This window comes from Streptomyces sp. CNH189, from assembly GCF_000527195.1.
The window spans coordinates 20,806-44,092 of sequence record NZ_AZUS01000005.1 but is presented as its reverse complement, the minus strand read 5'-3'; the positions used below and the strand labels follow the sequence as shown (position 1 = coordinate 44,092).

Annotated in this window: 20 protein-coding genes and 2 pseudogenes; 14 read left to right on the top strand and 8 right to left on the bottom strand. The window is 74.0% G+C overall.

The window, feature by feature from the left end:
• Positions 1 to 3: 3 nt before the first annotated feature.
• A complete protein-coding gene (locus tag B100_RS0108760; RefSeq protein WP_024884066.1) occupies positions 4 to 258 on the bottom strand; it encodes a MoaD/ThiS family protein in 255 nt (84 codons plus the stop codon).
• A gap of 40 nt (positions 259 to 298) precedes the next feature.
• Complete coding sequence (locus B100_RS0108755) at positions 299 to 1,213, bottom strand: alpha/beta fold hydrolase (protein ID WP_037722534.1); 915 nt, start codon at positions 1,211 to 1,213, stop codon at positions 299 to 301.
• A gap of 244 nt (positions 1,214 to 1,457) precedes the next feature.
• Between B100_RS0108755 and B100_RS0108750 the strand changes: the two genes are divergently transcribed.
• The 5 genes from B100_RS0108750 to B100_RS0108730 all read left to right on the top strand — a co-directional run bounded on the left by B100_RS0108750 (position 1,458) and on the right by B100_RS0108730 (position 7,259).
• On the top strand, positions 1,458 to 2,237 hold the full coding sequence (locus tag B100_RS0108750) for a response regulator transcription factor (protein WP_024884064.1): 780 nt from the start codon (positions 1,458 to 1,460) through the stop codon (positions 2,235 to 2,237).
• Between the two features lie 106 nt (positions 2,238 to 2,343).
• Positions 2,344 to 3,366 (top strand): LacI family DNA-binding transcriptional regulator, encoded by a 1,023-nt coding sequence (locus tag B100_RS0108745; RefSeq protein WP_078540763.1) that lies wholly within the window; start codon positions 2,344 to 2,346, stop codon positions 3,364 to 3,366.
• A gap of 603 nt (positions 3,367 to 3,969) precedes the next feature.
• Positions 3,970 to 4,959, top strand: coding sequence for a trypsin-like peptidase domain-containing protein (locus B100_RS0108740; protein WP_024884062.1), 990 nt, complete (start codon positions 3,970 to 3,972; stop codon positions 4,957 to 4,959).
• A gap of 99 nt (positions 4,960 to 5,058) precedes the next feature.
• Entirely contained in the window at positions 5,059 to 5,793 is a 735-nt protein-coding gene (locus B100_RS0108735) for a response regulator transcription factor (RefSeq protein WP_024884061.1), read from the top strand.
• Positions 5,790 to 7,259 (top strand): sensor histidine kinase, encoded by a 1,470-nt coding sequence (locus tag B100_RS0108730; protein ID WP_024884060.1) that lies wholly within the window; start codon positions 5,790 to 5,792, stop codon positions 7,257 to 7,259. The genes B100_RS0108735 and B100_RS0108730 overlap by 4 nt, the downstream gene beginning before the upstream one ends.
• 89 nt (positions 7,260 to 7,348) lie before the next feature.
• Here B100_RS0108730 and B100_RS0108725 read toward each other — a convergent pair whose 3' ends face one another.
• On the bottom strand, positions 7,349 to 9,172 hold the full coding sequence (locus B100_RS0108725; RefSeq protein ID WP_024884059.1) for a bifunctional metallophosphatase/5'-nucleotidase: 1,824 nt from the start codon (positions 9,170 to 9,172) through the stop codon (positions 7,349 to 7,351).
• A gap of 171 nt (positions 9,173 to 9,343) precedes the next feature.
• On the opposite strand from B100_RS0108725, the gene mshD reads away from it, so the two are divergent.
• Entirely contained in the window at positions 9,344 to 10,270 is a 927-nt protein-coding gene (mshD, locus tag B100_RS0108720) for a mycothiol synthase (RefSeq protein WP_024884058.1), read from the top strand.
• Here mshD and B100_RS0108715 read toward each other — a convergent pair.
• The 5 genes from B100_RS0108715 to B100_RS0108695 all read right to left on the bottom strand — a co-directional run bounded on the left by B100_RS0108715 (position 10,230) and on the right by B100_RS0108695 (position 14,797).
• Positions 10,230 to 10,955: a hypothetical protein gene (locus tag B100_RS0108715; protein ID WP_024884057.1), complete on the bottom strand. Its 726-nt coding sequence runs from the start codon at positions 10,953 to 10,955 to the stop codon at positions 10,230 to 10,232. The genes mshD and B100_RS0108715 overlap by 41 nt on opposite strands.
• The gene (locus B100_RS0108710; protein ID WP_024884056.1) at positions 10,946 to 12,469 is read right to left on the bottom strand and encodes a hypothetical protein; all 1,524 of its coding nucleotides are present in this window, start codon (positions 12,467 to 12,469) and stop codon (positions 10,946 to 10,948) included. The genes B100_RS0108715 and B100_RS0108710 overlap by 10 nt, the downstream gene beginning before the upstream one ends.
• Positions 12,466 to 13,326 carry an ABC transporter ATP-binding protein gene (locus B100_RS0108705; RefSeq protein ID WP_024884055.1) on the bottom strand — a complete coding sequence of 287 codons (861 nt, stop codon included), beginning with the start codon at positions 13,324 to 13,326 and terminating at the stop codon, positions 12,466 to 12,468. The genes B100_RS0108710 and B100_RS0108705 overlap by 4 nt, the downstream gene beginning before the upstream one ends.
• Positions 13,327 to 13,397: 71 nt before the next feature.
• Positions 13,398 to 14,249 carry a hypothetical protein gene (locus B100_RS0108700; RefSeq protein ID WP_024884054.1) on the bottom strand — a complete coding sequence of 284 codons (852 nt, stop codon included), beginning with the start codon at positions 14,247 to 14,249 and terminating at the stop codon, positions 13,398 to 13,400.
• A complete protein-coding gene (locus tag B100_RS0108695) occupies positions 14,246 to 14,797 on the bottom strand; it encodes an RNA polymerase sigma factor (RefSeq protein ID WP_024884053.1) in 552 nt (183 codons plus the stop codon). The genes B100_RS0108700 and B100_RS0108695 overlap by 4 nt, the downstream gene beginning before the upstream one ends.
• A gap of 110 nt (positions 14,798 to 14,907) precedes the next feature.
• Between B100_RS0108695 and B100_RS0108690 the strand changes: the two genes are divergently transcribed.
• From B100_RS0108690 to pstS, 8 genes and pseudogenes are all read left to right on the top strand, one after another.
• On the top strand, positions 14,908 to 15,333 hold the full coding sequence (locus B100_RS0108690) for a GntR family transcriptional regulator (RefSeq protein ID WP_024884052.1): 426 nt from the start codon (positions 14,908 to 14,910) through the stop codon (positions 15,331 to 15,333).
• Complete coding sequence (locus B100_RS0108685; protein ID WP_024884051.1) at positions 15,330 to 16,217, top strand: ABC transporter ATP-binding protein; 888 nt, start codon at positions 15,330 to 15,332, stop codon at positions 16,215 to 16,217. Before B100_RS0108690 ends, B100_RS0108685 begins: the two co-directional genes overlap by 4 nt.
• Entirely contained in the window at positions 16,214 to 17,218 is a 1,005-nt protein-coding gene (locus tag B100_RS0108680) for a hypothetical protein (RefSeq protein ID WP_024884050.1), read from the top strand. Before B100_RS0108685 ends, B100_RS0108680 begins: the two co-directional genes overlap by 4 nt.
• A 142-nt stretch (positions 17,219 to 17,360) precedes the next feature.
• Positions 17,361 to 19,727: an RNA degradosome polyphosphate kinase gene (locus B100_RS0108675; protein WP_486585606.1), complete on the top strand. Its 2,367-nt coding sequence runs from the start codon at positions 17,361 to 17,363 to the stop codon at positions 19,725 to 19,727.
• Positions 19,708 to 19,941: pseudogene (locus tag B100_RS37545) on the top strand (CHAD domain-containing protein); the annotation flags it as partial. The gene B100_RS0108675 and the pseudogene B100_RS37545, both read left to right, overlap by 20 nt.
• 684 nt (positions 19,942 to 20,625) lie before the next feature.
• Positions 20,626 to 21,423 (top strand): annotated as a pseudogene (locus tag B100_RS37540) (CHAD domain-containing protein); the annotation flags it as partial.
• Positions 21,424 to 21,454: 31 nt separating this feature from the next.
• Positions 21,455 to 21,895, top strand: coding sequence for an NUDIX hydrolase (locus B100_RS0108665; protein ID WP_024884047.1), 441 nt, complete (start codon positions 21,455 to 21,457; stop codon positions 21,893 to 21,895).
• A gap of 228 nt (positions 21,896 to 22,123) precedes the next feature.
• Positions 22,124 to 23,254, top strand: a complete 1,131-nt coding sequence (pstS, locus tag B100_RS0108660) for a phosphate ABC transporter substrate-binding protein PstS (protein WP_024884046.1) — start codon at positions 22,124 to 22,126, stop codon at positions 23,252 to 23,254.
• Positions 23,255 to 23,287 lie beyond the last annotated feature (33 nt).

Genomic DNA, 23,287 nt, shown 5'->3' with positions numbered 1-23,287 from the left:
CCCTCACCCTCCTGCGAACGGCGGAAGCACCTCGACCGTGCCGCCGTCGGCCAGCCGTACCGTCTCGTGCGCGCGCTTACCCACGGGATCACCGTCGACGAGGAACGAGCACCTCAGCAGCACACGCGTGAGCTCGCCGGGATGCCGCCCGCGCACGGCGTCGAGCGCGTCCGCGAGCGTGCCCGCCTCGTACGGTTCCTCGGCCACCCCCGCCGCGGCCTTGGCGGCGGCCCAGTACCGCACCGTGACCTTTGCCATCTGCTGGTTCCTCAATCGGTTGACGGTGAACACGGTCAGGCTAGCCCGCCCGGCCGGCCGCCCAGTCCCCGATGCGCCTCAACAGCGGCTCGGGCGCCGCGTTCTCGGCGTGCCCCATGCCCTGCTCGACCCAGAGTTCCCCGTGCTCCCCGGCGGCGTCCGCGAGCATCCGCGGATGGTCGAGCGGGAAGTACGCGTCGCTGTCCCCGTGCACGACCAGCAGCGGCGTCGGCGCGATCCGCGGTACGGCCTCCACGGGCGACAGCGGTACGGGGTCCCACTGCCGGTGGTGGATGCGGGTGCGCAGCCCGTACCGCCCGACGAGCCGCCCGGAGGGCCGCGTCACGAGCCAGTGCAGCCGCCGCATGGGCGCGGTCCCCCGGTAGAACCACCGGGCCGGCGCGCTGACCGAGACGACGGCGTCCACCTCGGCGGCGCCCCCGCCGGCGCCGCCCACCGCCGCGTGCCGCAGTACCACCGAGCCGCCCATGGAGAACCCCACGGTGACCACCCGCGTGTGCCCCAGCTCCCGCGCCCACTCCACGGCCGCCGCGAGGTCGAGCACCTCCCGGTCCCCGACGGTGGACCGCCCGCCCGAGGCCCCGTGCCCCCGGAAGGAGAACGTCAGGACGGCGCCGTACCCGGCGAGCACCCGCGCGACCCGACGTATGTGCGGCCGGTCCACGTCCCCGGTGAACCCGTGCGCGACGACGAACACGAGACCCCGGTCGAGGCCGGTCCCGGAACCGTTCTGGGGGTTCTTCCCGCCCCGTTCGTATACGGCCGTCCCCGGGTTGTATACGGCCCTTCCCGGTTCGTATACGGAATCGATCGCCACACCGTCCGCCGTGCGCAAGAACGTCCGTATTGGCCCGCCCTCTCGCGTTACATTCCGCGTCTCGGAATATGGACGAATGGTGGATCGCGCCACATGACCTGCCGGATCGGTACCCATGTCGGCTATTCTTCAGCGAAGAGGACTCGGGCAGCGAAGCCCCCGGGTCCTTTTGTGCTTTCGGAAGCGTTGTATACGACCGCGGGAAACCGCCGGTGTACGGCCCTCGAACGCACGCCAGCAGTGCCGTAAACGTCCTCGCAGGGACCGAGGAGGAACCAGACGTTATGGGCGAGCGAACCGTGCACGAACGCAGGCCGGCCGTGTTCCGGGCGGCCCCGATCCGAGCAGGTGAGGAGACGCGATGAGTGCACTCCTTCTCCTGACCAACGCACTCCAGCCGTCGACGGAGGTGCTCCCCGCCCTCGGTCTTCTCCTGCACAACGTCCGCGTGGCACCCGCGGAGGGCCCGGCCCTCGTCGACACCCCCGGCGCCGACGTCATCCTGATCGACGGCCGCCGTGACCTGCCGCAGGTCCGCAGCCTGTGCCAGCTGCTGCGCTCCACGGGACCCGGCTGCCCGCTCGTCCTGGTGGTGACCGAGGGCGGTCTCGCCGCCGTCACCGCGGACTGGGGCATCGACGACGTGCTGCTGGACACCGCGGGCCCCGCGGAGGTCGAGGCACGGCTGCGCCTGGCCATGGGCCGGCAGCAGATCGTCAACGACGACTCCCCGATGGAGATCCGCAACGGCGACCTCTCCGTGGACGAGGCGACCTACTCCGCGAAGCTCAAGGGCCGGGTCCTGGACCTGACCTTCAAGGAGTTCGAGCTGCTCAAGTACCTCGCGCAGCACCCCGGCCGGGTGTTCACCCGCGCCCAGCTGCTCCAGGAGGTCTGGGGCTACGACTACTTCGGCGGCACCCGCACGGTCGACGTGCACGTACGCCGTCTGCGCGCCAAGCTCGGCCCGGAGCACGAGTCGCTGATCGGCACCGTACGGAACGTCGGTTATCGATTCGTTACGCCGGAGAAGGTGGAGCGGGCCGCCGAGGAGGCGAAGGCGAAGGACGCCCGGCAAAAGACGGCGGAAGCGGACGAGACGGCCGCGCAGGAGACCGACGGGGTCCGGGCCAAGGCCTGAGGGCGCACGCATGAGCATCGCGCTCGCCCATACGAGCCGTTTTCCTCCTGTTCACAACCTCCGGCACGCCCTGCCCGGAGGGGATATATCCGCGTAGACTCCGCGCGTGGCCAAGGTAACCAGGGATGATGTGGCGCGACTGGCGGGGACGTCCACCGCCGTCGTCAGCTATGTCATCAACAACGGACCCCGGCCGGTCGCCCCGGCCACGCGCGAGCGGGTGCTCGCAGCGATCAAGGAGCTGGGGTACCGGCCCGACCGCGTCGCCCAGGCGATGGCGTCCCGGCGCACGGACCTCATAGGTCTGATCGTGCCGGATGCCCGCCAGCCGTTCTTCGGGGAGATGGCGCACGCGGTCGAACAGGCCGCGTCCGAGCGCGGGAAGATGGTGCTGGTCGGGAACTCCGACTACATCGGCGAGCGCGAGGTCCACTATCTGCGCGCCTTCCTCGGCATGCGGGTCTCGGGGCTGATCCTGGTCAGCCACGCACTGAACGACCTGGCCGCTGCGGAGATCGAGGCCTGGGACGCCCGGGTGGTGCTGCTGCACGAGCGGCCGGAGGCGATCGACGACGTCGCCGTCGTCACGGACGACCTCGGCGGCGCCCAGCTCGCCGTGCGGCACCTGCTGGAGCACGGCTACGAGTACGTCGCCTGTGTCGGCGGCACCGCGGAGACCCCCGCCGTCGGCGACCCGGTCTCCGACCACGTCGAGGGCTGGCGGCGCGCGATGGACGAGGCCGGCATACCCACCGAGGGACGGCTCTTCGAGGCCCCGTACAACCGCTACGACGCCTACCGCGTCGCCCTGGACATCCTGTCCGGGCCGCAGCGTCCGCCCGCGGTCTTCTGCTCCACCGACGACCAGGCCATCGGTGTGCTGCGCGCCGCCCGGGAGCTGCGCATCGACGTGCCCGGGAAGCTGGCGGTCGCCGGGTTCGACGACATCAAGGAGGCGGCGCTCGCCGACCCGCCGCTCACCACGGTGGCCTCCGACCGTCCGGCGATGGCCCGCGCGGCGGTCGACCTGGTACTGGACGACGGTGTGCGGGTGGCGGGCTCACGCCGCGAACGCCTGAAGATCTTCCCGTCCCGCCTGGTGGCCCGCCAGTCCTGCGGCTGCGCGTAACCCCGGCCCACCGGCCCCCACCCAGAGCCCCAGGCCCACCTGAACCCCGGGCCCCACGGCCCGGACCCACCCGGAGCCCGCAGCCCGGCTCCGCCCGTAGCACTCGGCCTGCCCACAACCCGGCCTCGCTCGACTCGACCCCACCCGTTCTTGGCACGGTCGCCCGGACCCGCCCGTGGCCTGCCCGCAGCTCTTCCGGAGCCCTCGGGCCCCGCCCGGTCCCGCCGGACCCGCGCCCGGCAGTAACACTCGGCCTCGCCCGCGCTGCGGCTCCGCCCGCAGTCCCAGCCCTTCCCACCCGCCACCAGAGGCGACCGGGCTACCCGCGGCCCCCAGCCCTCAGCTCCACCCGCCCCCTCGGCCCCGCTCCTCCCCGGGCCCTCAGCCCCGCCCACGCCCCGCTCCTCCCCGGCCCTCAGCCCCGCCCACGCCGCGGCTCCACCCGCGCGCCGCCTGCCCATCCCGGCACCGCCGCCAGGGCCCGCTCGGAGCCCTGGATCGTCGGCCGGCCGTGGCGGGCTTTATTTCGGGCATACGTACTTCTGTCGGGCTTCTCAGCGGGCACTCAGGATGCTCTCATCGTCGGGCGGGACGCTCGGGAACATGAGCGAGAACTCCCGCCCGAGCGGCGCCCCCGAGAACGACCCGTACCACGTGAACCCCGAGTGGCCGCCCCCGCCGGCCTACGCTCCCCCGGCCCCGCAGCCCGCGCACCGGCGCGCCCGGGGCCCGGCCAAGCTGCTCGTGGCCGTGGCGATCGTCGCGGCCGCCGTCGGCGGGACCACCGCCTACGGGGTGCAGGAGCTGACGGGCACCGGCGGCAGCGGTGTCGCCGCCTCCGCCGCCGCCGAGACCGACGTGGTGCCTGCCTCCCTGAAGGGCACGGTGGCCGGGGTCGCCAAGACGGTGAGCCCCAGCATCGTGGAGATCAAGGCCGCCACGTCGTCCGGTTCGGCCACCGGATCGGGCGTGATCATCACCGGTGACGGCGAGATCGTCACCAACAACCACGTGGTGGCCGGGGCGGACAGGATCCAGGTGCGCACCCACGACGGCAAGACGTTCGGCGCGCGGGTCGTCGGCACCGACAGCCGCAAGGACCTGGCCCTGATCAAGCTGGAGAACGCCTCCGGCCTGAAGCCCGCCACCCTCGGCAACTCAGGCGGCGTACAGGTCGGCGACCAGGTCGTCGCGATCGGCTCCCCCGAGGGCCTGACCGGCACGGTGACCAGCGGCATCGTCTCCGCCCTCGACCGTGACGTCACGGTGCCCAGGGACGACAGCCAGGGTCAGCAGCAGTGGCAGCGCGGCGGCGGCTGGCCGTTCGAGTTCGGCGGCCGGCAGTTCAACGGCGACACCGGCGGCTCCACGACGACGTACAAGGCGCTGCAGACCGACGCCTCGCTGAACCCGGGCAACTCCGGCGGCGCGCTGATCGACATGAACGGCGACATCATCGGCATCAACTCCGCGATGTTCGCCCCCAGCGGCGCCGAGTCCTCCGCCGCGGGCAGCGTGGGCCTGGGCTTCGCCATCCCGGTCAACACCGTCAAGGCGGACCTGCCTGACCTGCGGGCCGGTGCGACGAACTGACGCACCGGACGGGAAACGTGCGACGCTGAAGATCCGACCGACCGTCCCCTCCCCCGCCGCGCCGGCCGCGCGGCGCGCAGACGAAGGACCCGCCACCCGATGAGCCCCGCAGACGGCGACCGTGCCCCCCAGCGCATCCTGATCGTCGACGACGAGCCGGCGGTGCGCGAAGCACTCCGGCGCAGCCTGGCCTTCGAGGGGTACGACACCGAGGAGGCCGTCGACGGCGTGGACGCCCTGGACAAGGCGGCGGCCTACCGTCCCGACCTCCTCGTCCTCGACATCCAGATGCCCCGGATGGACGGACTGACCGCCGCCCGCCGGATCCGCGCCACCGGCGACACCACGCCGATCTTGATGCTGACGGCCCGGGACACCGTCGGTGACCGCGTCACCGGGCTGGACGCGGGCGCGGACGACTACCTGGTCAAGCCGTTCGAGCTGGACGAGCTGTTCGCGCGGATCCGCGCCCTGCTGCGCCGCAGTACGTACGCGGCGGCGGTGGCCGCCTCCGCCGAGTCCGACGACGTCCTCACCTTCGCCGACCTGAGCATGAACCTGGCCACGCGGGAGGTGTCCCGGGCCGGGCGCCCGGTGGAGCTGACCCGCACGGAGTTCACCCTGCTGGAGATGTTCATGGCGCACCCGCGCCAGGTGCTCACCCGCGAGCAGATCCTCAAGTCGGTCTGGGGCTTCGACTTCGAGCCCTCGTCCAACTCGCTCGACGTGTACGTCATGTACCTGCGCCGCAAGACCGAGGCGGGCGGCGAGCCGCGCCTGGTGCACACGGTGCGGGGGGTGGGGTACGTGCTGCGGCAGGGCGGCGCGGAGTGACCGGACCGGTGCGCCGTTTCCGCGCCCTGCCGATCCGGGCGCGGCTGTCGCTGCTGGTGGCCGCGGCCGTGGCGTTCGCGGTGGCCGCGGTGTCGGTGACCTGCTGGTTCATCGTGCAGGGCAAGCTGTACGAGCAGGTCGACGAGGATCTGAAGAAGGCGACGGTGCTGCAGGGCCCGCAGCGGGTGGACGAGATCCGCAGCGCCCTCACCGACTGCACCGAGACGCCGCGGGACGAGGGCACGGGCGGTTTCCAGTACACGTACTCGCAGGTGGTCAAGGAGGACGGCACGGTCTGCCTGTTCCCCAGCTCCGTGGGGAACGTCAGGGTCACCGCGTCGGACCGGCGGGTGATCGAGAGCGCGGGCGAAGGCTCGCGGGGCATCTTCCGCAACGGCACGGACGAGGACGGCGACGACGTCCGGGTGCTGACCCTGCCCCTGGTCATCAACGACCCCTCCACCCTGACCAGCACCCACGCGGCCGTCATCGTGGCGGTCCCGCTGAAGGGCACCGAGTCCACCCTCAACGACCTCGCGCTGATCCTGCTGCTCGTCTCCGGCATCGGGGTGCTCGGCTCGGCCGCCGCGGGTCTGGCCGTCGCCCGGGCCGGACTGCGCCCGGTGGACAAGCTCACCGAGGCCGTCGAGCACGTCGCCCGCACCGAGGACCTGAGCATCCGCATCCCCGTGGAGGAGGAGTCGGAGGACGAGGTCGCCCGCCTCTCACGGTCCTTCAACTCCATGACGTCCGCGCTCGCCAGCTCCCGTGACCTGCAGCAGCAGCTCATCGCGGACGCCGGGCACGAACTGCGCACCCCGCTCACCTCGTTGCGCACGAACATCGAGCTGCTGACCCGCAGCGAGGACACCGGCCGCCCCATCCCGCCGGCCGACCGCAAGGCACTGCTCGCCTCGGTGAAGGCGCAGATGACGGAACTGGCCGCGCTCATCGGGGACCTCCAGGAGTTGTCCCGCCCGGACCCGGACCACCAGGCGGGCCGTACCGGGATCGTCCCCTGGCACGACGCCGTCGAGTCGGCGGTGCGCCGGGCCCGGCTGCGCGGCCCGGAGCTGACCGTCACGGCCGACGTGCGCCCCTGGTACGTACGGGCGGAACCGGCGGCGCTGGAGCGGGCGGTGGTCAACGTGCTGGACAACGCCGTGAAGTTCAGCCCGCCCGGCACCACCGTCGAGGTGCGCCTCGCCGACGGCGTCCTCACCGTCCGGGACCACGGCCCCGGGATCGCCGCCGACGAACTGTCGCACGTCTTCGACCGTTTCTGGCGCTCCCCGGGCGCCCGCGCCCTGCCCGGCTCCGGACTCGGCCTGTCGATCGTGGCGCGCACGGTGCAGCAGGCGGGCGGCACCGTCGCCCTCACCCCGGCCGAGGGCGGCGGCACCACCGCCACCGTCCGCCTCCCGGGCGCCCCGGCCCCGCCCCCGGAGGTCCCCGGAACCCCGTGACCGCGGGGAGGCGGGGAGGCGGGAAAGCGGGAAAGCGACGGGGCCGGTGCCCACCGTGTGGTGTGCGCCGGCCCCGGTCGTGGTGCGGGTTACTGCACGATCGTGATGCGGTCCGCCGCCGGCGGGGCCAGCGGGGAGCCGGCCGAGGAGTTGGCGGTCAGGTACTGCTCCAGGGCCGCCAGGTCGTCGTCACCGACCAGGTCGTCGGTGCCCTCGCCCAGGGTGGTGAAGCCGTCGCCGCCACCCGCGAGGAAGCTGTTCGTCGCGACGCGGTAGCTCGCCGTCGGGTCGATCGCCTCACCGTTCAGCCGGATGGAGTCCGTGACGACCCGGTCGGCGCCGGTCTTCGTCAGGTCCAGTGTGTAGGTCAGGCCACCGGACACCTGGAGGATCTTCGGGGCCGCCTCGTTGGAGCCGCTGACCTGCTCCTTGAGCGCCTGGATCAGCTGCGCGCCGGTGAAGGTCTGCAGGTTGACCGTGTTGGCGAACGGCTGGACCGTGAACGCCTCCGCGAAGGTCACCACGCCGTCGCCCTCGCCGCCGCTCGCCCCGTAGGTGAGCGAGGCGCGGATACCGCCCGGGTTCATCAGGGCCAGGTCGGCCTCCGGGTCCAGCGTGCGGGCGTACTCGAGCTGCGCGTCGGCGATGAGGTCGCCCAGCGGGGACTCGGTGCCGTCCTTGACGACGTCGCCGGAGATGTAGCCGATCGGGCGGTTGCCGATGGGGGCGGCGAGGGTGTTCCACTCGCCGATCAGGCCGGTGATGTCGGACGCCTTGGGGACGTCCCGCGAGACCACGTGGTTGGCGGACTTCACGGCCGTACGGGCGATGTCGCCGGTCCTGCGGTCGTAGGTCAGCGTGGTGTCGGTGTAGAGCCGGCCGAAGGACGCGGCCGAGGTGACCATGCGGGGCTTGCCCGCCGGGTCGGGGATGGTGCACACGTACGCGTTGTGGGTGTGGCCGGTGACCAGCGCGTCCACGTCGGGCGAGACGTTCTTGGCGATGTCCGCGATGGGGCCGGAGATGCCGTCGCCGGCGCCCGGGGCGTCGCAGTCGTAGTTGTAGTTCTGCGAGGCCGGGAAGCCGCCCTCGTGGATCAGCGCCACGATGGACTTCACGCCCTTGCGGCGCAGCTCCTTGGCGTACTTGTTGATCGTCTCCACCTCGTCCTTGAAGACGAGGCCCTTGACGCCCTCGGCGGACACGATGCTCGGGGTGCCCTCGAGGGTCACGCCGATGAAGCCGACCTTGACGTCCTTCTTCTTCCACACCCAGTACGGCTTGAGAAGGGGCTTCTCGGTCTTCTCGTTCAGCACGTTGGCCGTCAGGTATGGGAAGTCGGCGCCCTTGAACTTCTTGTCCGTGTAGCAGCCGTCCGTCGGGTGGCAGCCGCCGTTCTGCAGGCGGCTCAGTTCCCTGGCGCCCTCGTCGAACTCGTGGTTGCCGACCGAGGTGACGTCCAGTTCGAGCTTGTTCAGCGCCTCGATGGTCGGCTCGTCGTGGAACAGGCCCGAGATCAGCGGGGAGGCGCCGACCATGTCGCCGCCGGCCGCGGTGATGGAGTACGGGTTGCCCTTACGGGCCTGGCGCAGGTGCGTGGCCAGGTACTCCGCGCCGCCCGCGTCGATCGTCTTCACCGTGCCGTCGGGCTGGACCTCGGTGACCCGGCCGGAGGAACCGGTCGGCGGTTCGAGGTTGCCGTGCAGGTCGTTGAAGGACAGCAGCTGCACGTCCTGGTAGCGGCTCGGCCCGTGGCCGTGGCCCTTGCCCTTGCCGTGCTGCTCGCCCGCGTTCGCCGACCCGGGCAGGGCCGCGGCGGCCAGCGCACCGACGGTGAGGACACCGGCGGCGGTCGCGAGGAGACGGTTCGTACGGCGTCTGCGGCGCGGGTGCGCCGGGGATGTGGCTGGCATACGCCCCCCTGTCGGTGCGAGTGGGTACCGGCGCAGCCTAGAGTCAACGCGCGTAGCGCGACAGGGGCTTCCGGGTCACGACCTGGTTTATCTTTCGCCGGTGCCCTCGCCACGGGGTGCGCGCGGCACGCTGCCGCCCCCTCACCCGGCCGTCCCCTTACCCTCGTACGCATGACCAGCGACGCCTTCTCCCGGCCCGGCCGCCCCCGTTCGCTCCAGACGTACACCGTGCTCGACACCGACCAGGTCGAGGCGGTCCTCGCCCTGCTCGCCGACGCCGCGCGCGCCGACGGGCAGCAGGCCGTGTCCGAGCAGGGCCGGCTGCAGCTGCGCGGCGGGGAGCGGGACGGCGTCTCGCACCTGCTGCTCACCGTCGACGACGACCTCGTCGGCTACGCCCAGTTGGAGGACACCGACCTGGTGGAGCCGCCGGCCGCCGAGCTGGTGGTGCATCCCTCCTACCGGGGTCAGGGCCACGGGCGGGCTCTCGGCACCGCGCTGCTCGCCGCGTCGGGCAAGCGGCTGCGGGTGTGGGCGCACGGCGGCCACTCCGCCGCCCGCCACCTGGCCCAGGTGCTCGGGCTGACGCTGTTCCGTGAACTGCGGCAGATGCGGCGGCCGTTGTCCGGCCTGGACCTGCCCGACCCGGTGCTGCCGGAGGGCGTGGAGGTGCGCGCCTTCGAGCCCGGCCGGGACGACACGGCCTGGCTGGCGCTGAACGCCGCCGCCTTCGCCCACCACCCCGAACAGGGCTCCCTCACCCAGCGCGACCTCGACGACCGCAAGGCCGAGCCGTGGTTCGACCCCGAGGGCTTCTTCCTCGCGGAGCGCGACGGCCGGCTCGTCGGCTTCCACTGGACCAAGGTCCACCGGCAGGAGGGCCTCGGCGAGGTGTACGTCCTCGGGGTCAGCCCCGACGCCCAGGGCGGCGGGCTCGGCAAGTCACTGACCACGATCGGGCTGCGCCACCTCGCGGACCAGGGCCTGCCCACCGCCATGCTGTACGTCGACGCCGACAACAAGGCGGCCGTGTCCGTCTACGAGCGGCTGGGCTTCGTCACCCACGAGACGGACCTGATGTACCGGACGGAGACCTGAGCGCCCGCAGCGTGCGGCGCCGGACCGGTTCGGCGCAGCTCACCGCCAGCGCCACGAGCAGGGCGCACAGCAGCACCGCCCAGCGGTCGTGGGCGGCCGCCCAGTGGGGGTCGGCCGGCTCGGTGAACATCCCCCAGTCGCCGGGGCTCAGCAGCGGCCCCAGGACCGCGCACACGAGCAGGAGCGCGGCGACCCCCTGTCCCGGCCGCGCGCTGTCCCGGCGCACCGCGAACGCCGCGCCGGCCAGGGCGAGTACGAGAGCCGACGCCGCCTCCAGGGTGACGTCCCCGGCCGGGGGACGCGCATCCTCGGGGACCAGCAGCAGCGCCGCGGTCCACCACAGGGCGGCGAACGGCACCAGCGGCACCCAGCGCAGCGCCAGCCGCAGGCCGCGCCGGACGGGCACGGCGGCCGTGGTGTGCCGGGCCGGGTCGTCCAGCAGGAACGCCGCGCCCAGCGCGAAGGACAGGGCGGCGGCCCGCAGCGCGGTGACGGCGGCCCACGCGGTGACCTCGCCGCCCGACAGCCTCGGCAGCGCGGCCGCCAGCAGCCCCAGGCCGCTCGCCGCGGCCACCGCCCGCCAGGGGACGGTGCGGGCGACGGGCCGCACCAGCTGAAGGACGGTGCCCGCCGCCCGCGCCTCACCCACCGGGGCACCGCCCGCCCGGGTTCCGGTCACCCGCACGTGTCGTCACCTTCCGGCTTCGGAAGGCCCAGCACCTGCGCCACGCGGTCCGTCGACACCCTGGGCGCGGTCAGTTCCTTCCAGCCGGAGCGCACCTTCGCCTCGGCCTCCTGGCGGGGCAGCGCCAGCAGTTCCCGCAGCACCTCGGTGTGGGCGGCGGTCATCCGCAGCGGCTCGGTCTGCGAGATGACGATCGCCGAGCCGGTGTCGCTGTCGTCGATCCGCACCCGGCGCAGGTCCGCCACGGGGTCGGGGCGGCCGGCGAGGGCCAGCCACATGACGGTGACCATCCGGCCGTCGCACATCTCGCCCACCTCGGCCTCCGTGCCGGCGACCAGCACTCCGGCGACGCCGACCGCGAACTCCGGGACGCGGTTGCCGCCCCAGGCCGTGCCGACGGTGACCTCGCCGGGGCGGGTGGCCGGCGGGATCGGCCCGTCGGAGTCCAGGCCGTAGCGCGCCTCGACCCGCTGCCGTACGAGCAGCGGCCGCTCCCGCGCGTCGCCCCCGGCCAGGGCGCGCACGTCGTCGACGGTCTCCGCCCAGTCGCCGGTGCGCGGCCCCCACTCGGGGAAGGCGCAGTAGGTCGTGGTGTCCCGCTCGGCGCAGGTCTGGAGCTTCTCCGGGGTGACCGTGGCCCGTACCCGCGCCTCGGTCGTCGCCTCCGGCACCCCGCGGGACTGTCCCACCGCGCCGACGACCGTCAGCGCCACCGCGCCGGCGGCGGCCGCCTGCACGGTCCGCAGCCGGGCGCCGCCGGACAGCAGCAGCGCCACGAGCATCAGCGTCAGCGCGAGCCCGCCCAGGTACAACGCGTGCCACGCGGCGGGGCGGCCGATCAGGTCGGAGGGCAGGGTGATGAGGCTGTACTCGGTGACGGACGGCACCAGCCACCGGGTCCAGCCGTCGGTGACGAAGCCGGTGAGGAACATGGCGAGGAAGAGCAGGAGGACGATCAGCAGCGGCGCCGCGAAGGGCGCGGCGAGCAGGCGGGCCAGCAGCACCCCGAACCCGCCCAGGAGCAGCACCGACAGCGGGCCGACGAGGAGTTCACCCGGCGAGCCGTGCCCGACGGCGCCCGGCTTGAGCACCTCCCAGGCGAACTGCGCGCCCACGCACGCCCCGGTCAGGAGCGCCGCCGAGACGACGGACAGCAGATGCGCGACCGTGCGCTGCCAGCTCGGGAGCACCAGCACGGCGAGGTGCCGTTCGGTGTCGTGGCGCCGGGAGCGCAGCACGGCCTGGTTGACGCTCAGCAGCACCGCGAGGCCGACCAGCAGCGGACCGTCCTGCGTGGCCCGGTCGGCGTCCTGCAGCGCGGGGAAGCCGTCGAAGGAGTCGCGGGTGCGCCACACGATCCAGGCGAGGTACGCCGCGAAGGCGACGAGCACCGGCACGCGGGTCAGGAGCCTGCGGGTCTCGAAGCGGGCCAGGGCGAGAACGGCCGCCGAGGAGGCTCCGGGCGCCCGCGTCACCGGGGCCGGGGCGGGGGCCGTGGTGGTGGTCGTGCTCATGCGGTCACCTCCGCGCCCGCGCCGTCCAGGGTGAGCAGGTAGCCGTCCTCCAGCGTGGGTTCGAGGAGGTCCGCGCCGGCGGGCGGGTCGCCCACGTTGCGGAAGGTGCCGAGGCCCGTGCGCCAGCCGGCCTTGGCCCCGGGGTCGCGCCCGTCGCTGCTCCATACGCGTCCGGCGGCCCGCGCGGTCAGGTCGGCGGGGGCGCCGTCGAAGCGGACGGTGCCGCCCGCGAGCACGACCACCCGGTGGCAGAGCATCGCCACGTCCTCGGTCTGGTGCGTGGACAGCAGCACGGTCCGGCCCTCGCCGGCGGTCGCGATCAGCTCGCGGAACCGCATGCGCTGTTCGGGGTCGAGACCGACGGTGGGCTCGTCCAGGACGAGGAACGCCGGGTCGCCGGCCAGGGCCGCCGCCAGCGCCACCCGCTGCCGCATGCCGCCGGACAGCTTGCGGATGCGCTTGCCGCGCACGTCGCCGAGTCCGACCTCCTCCAGCACCCGCCGCACCTCGGCGTGGCGGGCGGTGCGGTCGGTCAGCTCCTTGAGGATCGCCACGTAGTCGACGAACTCGAAGGCGGTGAAGTCGGGGTGGAAGCCGGGCGTCTGCGGCAGGTAGCCGAGCCGGCGCCGGACCTCCTGGCGGCCGCGCGCGGTGCCCGGGTCGTGGCCGAGCACGGTGAACGCGCCCCGGTCGGCGGGCACGGCGGTGGCGAGGACCCGCAGCAGGGTGGTCTTGCCCGCGCCGTTGGGGCCGAGCAGCCCGGTGACGCCGGGGGACAGCCGCAGCGACACGTCGTCCAGGGCGCGCGTACGGCCGTAGTGGAGGCTCAGCCCGGAGGCCGAGACGGTGGGGGACATGGGGAACTCCCGTGGCAGGTGGTGGGGGCCGGGGCGGTGACGCCCCCCGGCCGGTGAGGAGCCGGGCGCGGTCAGACCGCGGGGTCCCGGCTCAGGTCGAAGCGGTCCCGGAGCAGGACCAGCAGTCCGGCGGCGAGTACGGCGACGGCCGCAGACACGCCTTGCCCGGCCGCGGTGAACGGGGCGAGCGTCCCCTGTCCGCCGCCTCGCAGGGCGTCCGCCGTGAGCAGCAGCGCGATCCAGCCGCCGCCGACGAGCGAGGGCGCCAGGACGGGGCCGAGCCGGGCCGACAGCGCGAGTGCCGTGGTGATGAGCGCGAGCGCGGGCAGCAGCCAGCCCAGGGCGAGCAGCCCGTACCCGGGGAGGGCGAGGGTGGCCAGGCCGTTGAGGCCGAGCCCAGCGGTCAGCACCGCCACCGTGCGGATCATCAGCAGCCGGAAGCCGTGCATCGGGGCGACCACGGCCATCTCGTACGTCGGGTCGACCGCCGGCCCGTACGACAGGGCGACCCCGACGAGCGGCAGCAGCGGCGCGAGGGCGAGGAACAGCGTGACCCGGCCGCCCCCGGCGTTGCCGACCGTGACGGCCACGGTGAGCACCAGCACGGCCGCCACCGCGCCCAGCCAGGAGCGGCGCAGCGCCGGGGTGGCGACCAGCAGCCGGGCGGTGTGGTCGGCCACGCCGATCCGCAGCAGCAGCGACTCCAGCAGGCCCGGCCGAGGCGCGTCGAGCTCGGCGTCCAGCCGCTGCCAGCCCATGTCGAGGGCGACGGGGTCGCCGAGGGCGGCGAGGACGGCACGGCAGTGCGCGCAGGCCGTCAGGTGGGTGTCGGCCGACCAGAGCGCGGGCGGCTCCAGCTCGGCCCGCGCGTAGGCCCGCAGGTCGTCCTCGGGGACGTGCCAGCGCTTGTCCTCGTACGTCATGCCAGCGCCTCCCGGAGTTGCCTGCGGGCCCTCATCGCCCGCGTCTTGACCGTGCCCGGCGGGATGCCGAGCAGGACCGCGGCCTCGCGGGTGGTCAGCCCGTCGACCACGGTCGCCTGGAGCACCGCGCGCAGTTCCGGCGACAGCCGGACCAGGGCGCCGGCGAGGTCCCCGTGCTCGACCCCCGCGAGCACGCGCTCCTCCGCCGACACCTCGTCGCGGTGCCGCAGCCGCGCCAGCGCCTGCCGCAGCCGCCCCCGTGCCCCGGCGCCGCGCAGGGCGTCGACGAGCCGGCGTGAGGCGATCCGCCACAGCCAGCCGGCGGCGTCCGCGGCCGCCGTGTCCTCGCGGTGGCGGGCGGTGCCGCGCCACACGGCGAGGAAGGTCTCCTGCACGACGTCGTCGACGAGGGCGGCGTCGGCGCACCGGCCGCGCATGCGCGCGGTCAGCCACGGCGCGTACCTCCGGTACAGCTCCTCGAAGGCGCCCCGGTCGCCGTCGGCCGTGACGGCGCGCAGCAGCTCGCCGTCGCTTCTCTTCTCGCTCACGTCTCCTCATCGGACGGGCCCCGCGGATCGGTTCACGGATCCGCGGTTGACTTTCGCACCACTCTTGCACCACCCTTTCACTACTCAATTAGTGAAAGGGTGGTTGCCGAGTGGTCGACTACCGCATCGACCGGCGCAGCGGCGTGGCCACCTACGTCCAGATCGTCCAGCAGACGAAGCAGGCGATCCGTCTGGGCCTGCTGACCCCCGGCGACAAGCTGCCCACGGCCCGCGAGGTCGTGGAGGCCACCGCCGTCAACCCGAACACCGTGCTTAAGGCGTACCGGGAGCTGGAGCGCGAGGGCCTGGTCGAGGCCCGGCGCGGCCTCGGCACCTTCGTGCGCCGCTCCCTCGGCGCAGCCCCCGCCGACTCCCCGCTGCGCGCGGAGCTGGAGGACTGGGCCGCCCGCGCGCGGGAGTCCGGCCTGGAGCGGGAGGACGTCGCCGCGCTGTTCACCGCCGTACTCGAGACGCACTACCCGGAGCAGGCCGCGCACGCCGCGCCTGCGCACACCCCCCAGGGAGACCCGTCATGACCGTCCCGGCCCTCGAGGCGGACGCGCTCGGCAAGCGCTTCGGCCGCCGCTCCTGGGCGCTGCGCGACTGTTCCTTCCGGCTGCCCGCCGGACGCGTGTGCGCCGTCGTCGGACCCAACGGCGCCGGCAAGTCCACGCTCGTCGCGCTCGCCGCCGGACTGCTCGCGCCCACCGAGGGCACGGTCCGCGTGCTGGGCGCCGCCCCGGCCGCCGCCCGCCCCCGGGTGGGCTTCGTCGACCAGGACAAGCCGCTGTACCCGCAGCTCACGGTCGCCGAGACGCTGCGCATGGGCGCCGACCTCAACCCCGGCCACTGGGACGCCGACACCGCGCACCGGGTCGTGGCCGGCGGCGACCTGGACCCGGGCAAGCGGATCCGCGCCCTCTCCGGCGGCCAGCGCACCCGGGTCGCGCTCGCCCTCGCCCTGGGCAAGCGGCCCGAACTGCTGCTCCTGGACGAGCCGATGGCCGACCTCGACCCGCTCGCCCGGCACGAGCTGATGGGCCTGCTGATGGGCGAGGCCGCCGCCCACGGCACCACCGTCGTGATGTCCTCGCACGTCGTCGCCGAGCTGGAGGACTCCTGCGACCACCTGCTGCTGGTCGGCGGCGGCAAGATCCGGCTCGCCGGCGAGATCGACGACCTGCTGGCCGCCCACACCCGGGTGTCCGCCCCCGCCGCGGCGGACCTCTCCCCGCACGAGGTCGTCGAGTCCCGCACCACCGGCCGCCAGCTCAGCGCGGTGCTCCGCCCCTCCGGCCCGCTGCCCGACGACTGGCGCACCGTCGCGCCGACCCTCGAGGAACTCGTCCCGTCCTACTTGCGCAACCCCGCGGCCCCGGCCCTGACCCCCGCGCCCGAGACCCTGGAGGCCGCCGCATGACCGCCGCCCTCACCACCCCGGCCGCGCCCGCCGCCGCCCGCACCGCCGGCGTGCCCCGCCAGTGGCGCTGGCTGGCCCGGCTGCACCGCCCGGCCCTGATCGGCGGCGGCGCGCTGGTGCTGCTCACCGCGGCGGCCCTGCTGTGGCTCGGCGGGCCGCTCACCGACGCCTCGGCGGCGGCGTGGAAGGCGTACAACGCCTGCGGGTTCACCCCGCGCTGCTCCTACGACCAGGACTCGATCCTGCTCTACAAGGACGTCTACAACTACACGACGATCGCCGTGCTGGCCGTGCCGTTCCTGGTGGCCGCCTGGGCCGGGGGCGCGCTCGTCGGCCGCGAGACGGAGTCCGGCACGGCACGCCTCGCCTGGACCCAGGGTGTCTCCCCTGCCCGCTGGCTGGCGTCCCGGCTGGTGCTCCCCGCCGTGCTCACCGTCGCCGCGACCGGTCCGCTGGCGGCCCTGCACCGCTGGGCGTGGGCGCAGGGCAGGGACAGCATCCCCGCCACCAAGTTCTGGCACGACATGGCCACCTTCCACGCCAACGGCACCGTCCCCGTGGGCCTGGCACTGGCCGGTCTCGCGGCGGGCGCCCTGGCCGGGCTGCTGCTGCGCCGCGCGATGGCCGCGCTGGCCGCCGCCGCTGTCACCGTGGGGGTGCTGTGGGCCGCCGTCCACGCGGCCGTGCCGTACCTGTGGCCGTCCGTGACCCGGGTCAGCAGCCTGAAGGAAGGGCCGTTGGGGCGCGGCCTGCTCGTCGGCCAAGGGGTGCTGACCCCGGAGGGCCGGGCAAAGGCCCCGTGCGTCAGCGGCGGGCTGGACAGCTGCCGCGACACCCTGGCCGACATGGGCGCCACCGCCTTCTACCGCGACCTGCACCCCGTCTCGCACTACTGGCCGCTCCAGCTGGTCGCCACGGGCATCCTGCTCGCCGTGGCCGGCCTGCTGACGTACGCGGCGTTCCGGGTGCTGCGCCGCACGACCGGGACGGCGCGCGGCTGACGCGTCCGCGTTCACGACAAGGGAGGGGGCGTGCCCGCACGGGGCACGCCCCCTCCGCCGCGCCCCCGCGGGCCACCGCCCGCTGCCCTGGACGTCATGTCGTCGTAACCACGGATTCAGACGGCCTTGCGACGCTCGGTGAATGCATCCCGCCGCGCCCCAGCCCTCACCCCGCCGGGTGAACGGGAGGAACGGGAACGCCTCAGGGCCACCACCGCTCCCACCCGCGTTCTCCGACGCGCCCGTGACGCCCTTCGCGCGGAAGAATGGGGTCATGAGCCAGCCCGACACCCAGGCACAGGTACAGCACTCGCAGCCCTCCGTGGGCTCCATCGCCGCGCACCGGCCGCACACCGTGGCCGGAGTGGTCTCCGACCTGGAACCCGACATCGACGCCGACCTGGACGGCTACGAGGAGGCGCACACCGACGGTGCCACCCCGCTGCCGCAGGGCCGTTTCCTCGACCGCGAGCGCAGTTGGCTGGCGTTCAACGAGCGCGTGCTCGAACTGGCCGAGGATCCCGAGACCCCGCTGCTGGAGCGGGCGAACTTCCTCGCGATCTTCGCCAGCAACCTGGACGAGTTCTTCATGGTCCGGGTGGCCGGACTCAAGCGCCGCATAGCCACCGGCGTCGCCACCCGCTCCGCCTCCGGCCTCCAGCCGCGCGAGGTGCTGGAGATGATCTGGGCCCGCTCCCGCGAGCTGATGGCCCGGCACGCCGCCTGCTACCACGAGGACGTCGCCCCCGCACTCGCGGACGAGGGCATCCACCTGGTCCGCTGGAACGAGCTCGCGGAGAAGGAGCAGGCCCGCCTGTTCACCCTGTTCCGGCACCAGATCTTCCCGGTGCTGACCCCCCTCGCGGTCGACCCGGCGCACCCCTTCCCCTACATCTCGGGCCTGTCCCTGAACCTGGCCGTCGTGGTGCGCAACCCGGTCACCGGGCACCGGCACTTCGCCCGGGTGAAGGTGCCACCGCTGCTGTCCCGCTTCCTGGAGAGTTCCCCCGGCCGCTACGTCCCCATCGAGGACGTCATCGCCGCCCACCTGGAGGAGCTGTTCCCGGGCATGGAGGTACTGGAGCACCACGCCTTCCGGCTCACCCGCAACGAGGACCTCGAGGTCGAGGAGGACGACGCGGAGAACCTGCTCCAGGCGCTGGAGAAGGAGCTCATGCGGCGCCGCTTCGGCCCGCCGGTGCGCCTGGAGGTCGAGGAGTCCGTCGACCGGGAGGTCCTGGACCTGCTGGTGCGGGAGCTGAAGATCGGCGAGGCCGAGGTGTACCCGCTGCCCGGCCCGCTCGACCTCACCGGCCTGTTCCGCATCCACAGCCTGGACCGGCCGGAGCTGAAGTACCCGAAGTTCGTCGCGGGCACCCACCGCGACCTGGCCGAGGTGGAGTCGGCGTCCGCGCCGGACATCTTCGCCGCGCTGCGCAGCCGGGACGTGCTGCTGCACCACCCGTACGACTCCTTCTCGACGTCGGTGCAGGCGTTCCTGGAGCAGGCGGCGGCCGACCCGGACGTGCTGGCCATCAAGCAGACCCTGTACCGGACCTCCGGCGACTCCCCGATAGTCGACGCGCTCATCGACGCCGCCGAGTCCGGCAAGCAGGTCCTGGTGCTGGTCGAGATCAAGGCCCGCTTCGACGAGCACGCCAACATCAAGTGGGCGCGCAAGCTGGAGGAGGCGGGTTGCCACGTCGTCTACGGCCTGGTCGGCCTGAAGACCCACTGCAAGCTGTCGCTGGTGGTCCGTCAGGAGGGCGAGACGCTACGCCGGTACAGCCACGTCGGCACCGGCAACTACCACCCGAAGACGGCCCGGCTCTACGAGGACCTCGGCGTGCTCACCGCCGACCCGCAGGTCGGCGCGGACCTCTCCGACCTGTTCAACCGGCTCTCCGGCTACTCCCGCCGCGAGACCTACCGCCGGCTGCTGGTCGCCCCCAAGTCACTGCGCGACGGCCTGATCTCGCGGATCGACAAGGAGGCACAGCACCACCGTGCCGGGCGGCCCGCCTACGTCCGCATCAAGGTCAACTCGATGGTCGACGAGGCCGTCATCGACGCCTGCTACCGGGCGTCCCAGGCGGGCGTCCCGGTCGACATCTGGGTGCGCGGCATCTGCGCGATCCGGCCCGGGGTGCCGGGTCTGTCGGAGAACGTGCGGGTGCGGTCCGTGCTCGGCCGCTTCCTGGAGCACTCCCGGGTGTTCGCCTTCGGCAACGGAGGTGAGCCGGAGGTGTGGCTCGGCAGCGCCGACATGATGCACCGCAACCTCGACCGCAGGATCGAGGCGCTGGTGCGGGTCACCGACCCGGCGCACCGGGCCGCGCTGAACCGGCTGCTGGAGACGGGGATGTCGGACACCACGTCGTCCTGGCACCTCGGTGCGGACGGCGAGTGGACCCGGCACTCGACCGACGCGGACGGCCAGCCGCTGCGCAACATCCAGGAGATGCTCATAGACGCCCGGAGGCGCCGGCGTGGCACAGCAGCACCATGATCCGACGGCCGGTCCGGTACCGGCGGACGTCCTGGCCCGCCACCTGCGGGACCGGGCGACCGAGTTCCTCCGCGCGCTGCGCCTGCACCGGGAGTCCGGTGCGGGCGCGGCGTCGGAGGACTCCGCCGAGGCGGCCCGCGCGCTGCGGCGTGCGGCCCGCCGCATCAGCGCCGGGCTGTACACCTTCCAGCCGGTGCTGGACCCGGCCTGGTCGCAGGCGCTGGGGCCCGAACTGGCGTGGGTGTCCGGCACGCTGTCCCTGGAGGACGCCTGCGCGTCCCGCCTGAACCAGCTCCTCCTCGCCCTCCATCGCCTCTCGGGCACCCCGGACATCCCGCCCGGCGTCCGGATGCCCCCGCCCCGGTCGCGGCGAACGCCCGCTTCGGCGGTCGCCGGGGCGGAGGACACCCCGGGCCCGGCCCGGTCCCCCGACGCCTCCACGACACGGTCCGGCGCCGGCGGGCCGGCCCCCGCCGCCCGTGACCGCGGCCCGTCGGCCGGCCCCGGTGGGCCCGCCGCCCTCACCGAGGACGGCCCGCGGCGCCCGGCCCCCGCCACCGGTGACCCCGGCGGGCCGGTGTCCGCCGCGCGGCGCCACGGCGCGTCCGCCCACGACGCGAACACCCCCGGTGGACCGTCGGCGGTGCCCGCCGAGGACACCCCGGCCCCCACCCGCCACCTCGGCGCATCCGCCGGCCGGCCCACGCCCCACATTCCCGGCGCGTCCGCCCACGACGCGGGCACCCCCGACGGACCGTCGGCGGTGCCCGCCGAGGACACCCCGGCCCCCACCCGCCACCTCGGCGCATCCGCCGGCCGGCCCACGCCCCACATTCCCGGCGCGCCCACGCCCTCCGGCGGCACCCCGCCCGACGTGCCCCGCCCCGCCGCCCCGGCGTCCGGCGCCCCCCGCGCGACCGGGACGCGGTCCGCCGCGGCCCGCCGCACCGGCACCGTGACCGCCACCGTCCCGGCCCCGGACGACCGTCACGCCGCCGACCGGCGTCCCGAAGGGAGCGCCCGTCCCGACGGCGCCCGCACCCCCCGCCCCTCCCCCGGCCGGGGTCACCTCACCGTCGGGGCGGCCAAGGCCGGGGCGCTCCTGGACCGGCAGCTCACGCCGGCCCGGACGCGGGCGCACTCCACCGCGCTGCAGGCGCTCGGGTCGTCCCGGTTCCACGCCCTCGCCGACCAGGTGGCGGTGCTCGCCAGCGAGGTACCGCTGGCCCCGGCGGCCGACGGCGCCGACCTGCGCCCGCTGGCGGACGCCGCGCGCGAGCGGCTCGACGACGCCGTCGCCGCGCTGCCCCTGCTCACCGCGGGCAGCCCGTACAACGCCGAGGCGCTGGTCCACGGCCTGTCCCCGGACCTCGCGCCGCATCCGCAGGACGCCCCCTGGCATCAGGTCCGCCTGCTGCTGCGCCTGCACCGCTACGCCCGCGAGGTCCTGTGCGACGGGTCCGGCGACGGCCCCGGCGCCGACCCCCGGCTGCTCGCGGCGAGCGAGGCGCTCGACCGGCACCGCGACGCCGCCGAGGCCGCCGCGGCCGCCGCGCAGGCGGCCCGTACCCCGCGGATCGCACCGGCCACCGCGTACGCCCTGGGCGTGCTCCACGCCGACCAGCGGCACGAGGTGGAGGCGGCGCGGTACGCGTTCCAGCGGGCCTGGCAGAAGCCGGCCGCGGACTCGCCGTAAGGCCACCGCCACGACCTTAAGGAGGCACCCGGTGCGCACCCCCCGCCCCGCCCGGAACGGCACCCTCGTCGTCCAGGCCGCCGGCTGTGTCCTGTGGCGCCCCTCCCCCGTCACCGGCGAGCTGGAGCTGTGCCTGGTGCACCGCCCCAAGTACGACGACTGGTCCTGGCCCAAGGGCAAGCTGAAGCGCGGCGAGGACCCGCTGGCCGGCGCGCTGCGCGAGGTCGCCGAGGAGACCGGTCACACCGCCGCGCCGTCCGCCGAGCTGCCCGGCACCCGCTACCTCGCGCAGGGCCGCCCGAAGCGGGTCCGCTACTGGGCGGCCGAGGCCGTGTCCGGCACCTTCGTCCCGAGCGACGAGGTCGACCGGATCCTCTGGCTCCCCCCGGACGCCGCCCGCCGCCGTCTCACCTCACCGATGGACGCCGGCCTGGTGGACGCCCTGCTCGCCGTCCTGCCCCCGGCCCGCTGAGCGCGTCACCCGCCCCTCCGGCCCCGCGCGCCGCGACCTCACCGCACCGTCCTCAGGGGTTCACCCCTCGTTCATGTACGGCCATCGGCCGCTTCACCTCTTCTGCCTAATTTCGGCCTTACGCGGTGCGGTTCGCCCGTACACGAACGCTTTGACAGAGGAGGCGACCGCCTCCCCACACTTCGCACGCCGCCGCATTCAGGACGGCGGCCACTGGAAGGAACACAAGTGAAGCTTCAGCGCATGAACCGGCGGGCCCTCGCTCTCGGTGCTCTCGCCGTCTCCGGCGCCCTGGCGCTCACGGCGTGCGGCTCCGACGACACCGGCACCAACGGCGGCGGCACCGACGCCTCGGCGACCGCGCAGGCCGGCACCGTCGACTGCGGCGACGCCAAGGGCCAGCTCCAGGCCTCCGGCTCCTCCGCCCAGAAGAACGCGATCGACGCCTGGGTGCGCCAGTACACCGCGGCCTGCAAGGACGTGCAGATCAACTACAACCCGACCGGTTCGGGCGCCGGCATCACCGCGTTCACGCAGGGCCAGACCGCGTTCGCGGGTTCGGACTCCGCGCTGAAGCCCGAAGAGGTCGAGGCGTCGAAGAAGATCTGCGCCGACGGCCAGGGCATCGACCTGCCGATGGTCGGCGGCCCGATCGCGGTCGGCTTCAACGTCCCCGGCGTCGACACCCTCGCCCTGGACGCCCCCACCCTCGCGAAGATCTTCGACAACAAGATCACCAAGTGGGACGACCCGGCGATCGCCAAGCTCAACGCCGACGCCGACCTCCCCGACCTGAAGATCCAGGCCTTCCACCGCTCCGACGAGTCCGGCACCACGGACAACTTCACCAAGTACCTGAAGGCCGCCGCGCCCAAGGACTGGAAGTACGAGCCCGCCAAGTCCTGGGCGGCCGAGGGCGGCCAGTCCGCGCAGGGCTCCTCCGGCGTGGCCCAGCAGGTGAAGCAGACCTCGGGTGCGATCTCGTACTTCGAGCTGTCCTACGCCGCCGACGGCATCAAGACCGTCGACATCAAGACCGAGGCCGCCGAGCCGGTCAAGGCGACCATCGAGAACGCCACCGCCGCCATCGGCGCCGCCAAGGTGGTCGGCACCGGCAAGGACCTCTCCCTGAAGCTCGACTACACCCCGACCGCCGAGAACGCCTACCCGATCGTCCTGGTGACGTACGAGATCGTCTGCGACACCGGGAACAAGGCCGAGACCCTGCCCGCCACCAAGTCCTTCCTGGGCTACATGGCCTCCGAGCAGGGTCAGGGCCAGCTCGCCGACGCGGGCTACGCCCCGATGCCGACGGAGATCATCACCAAGGTCCGCGAGACCGTCGCCGGCCTCAGCTGACCCGGGTGTGCGGCCCGCGCCCCACCGGGCCGG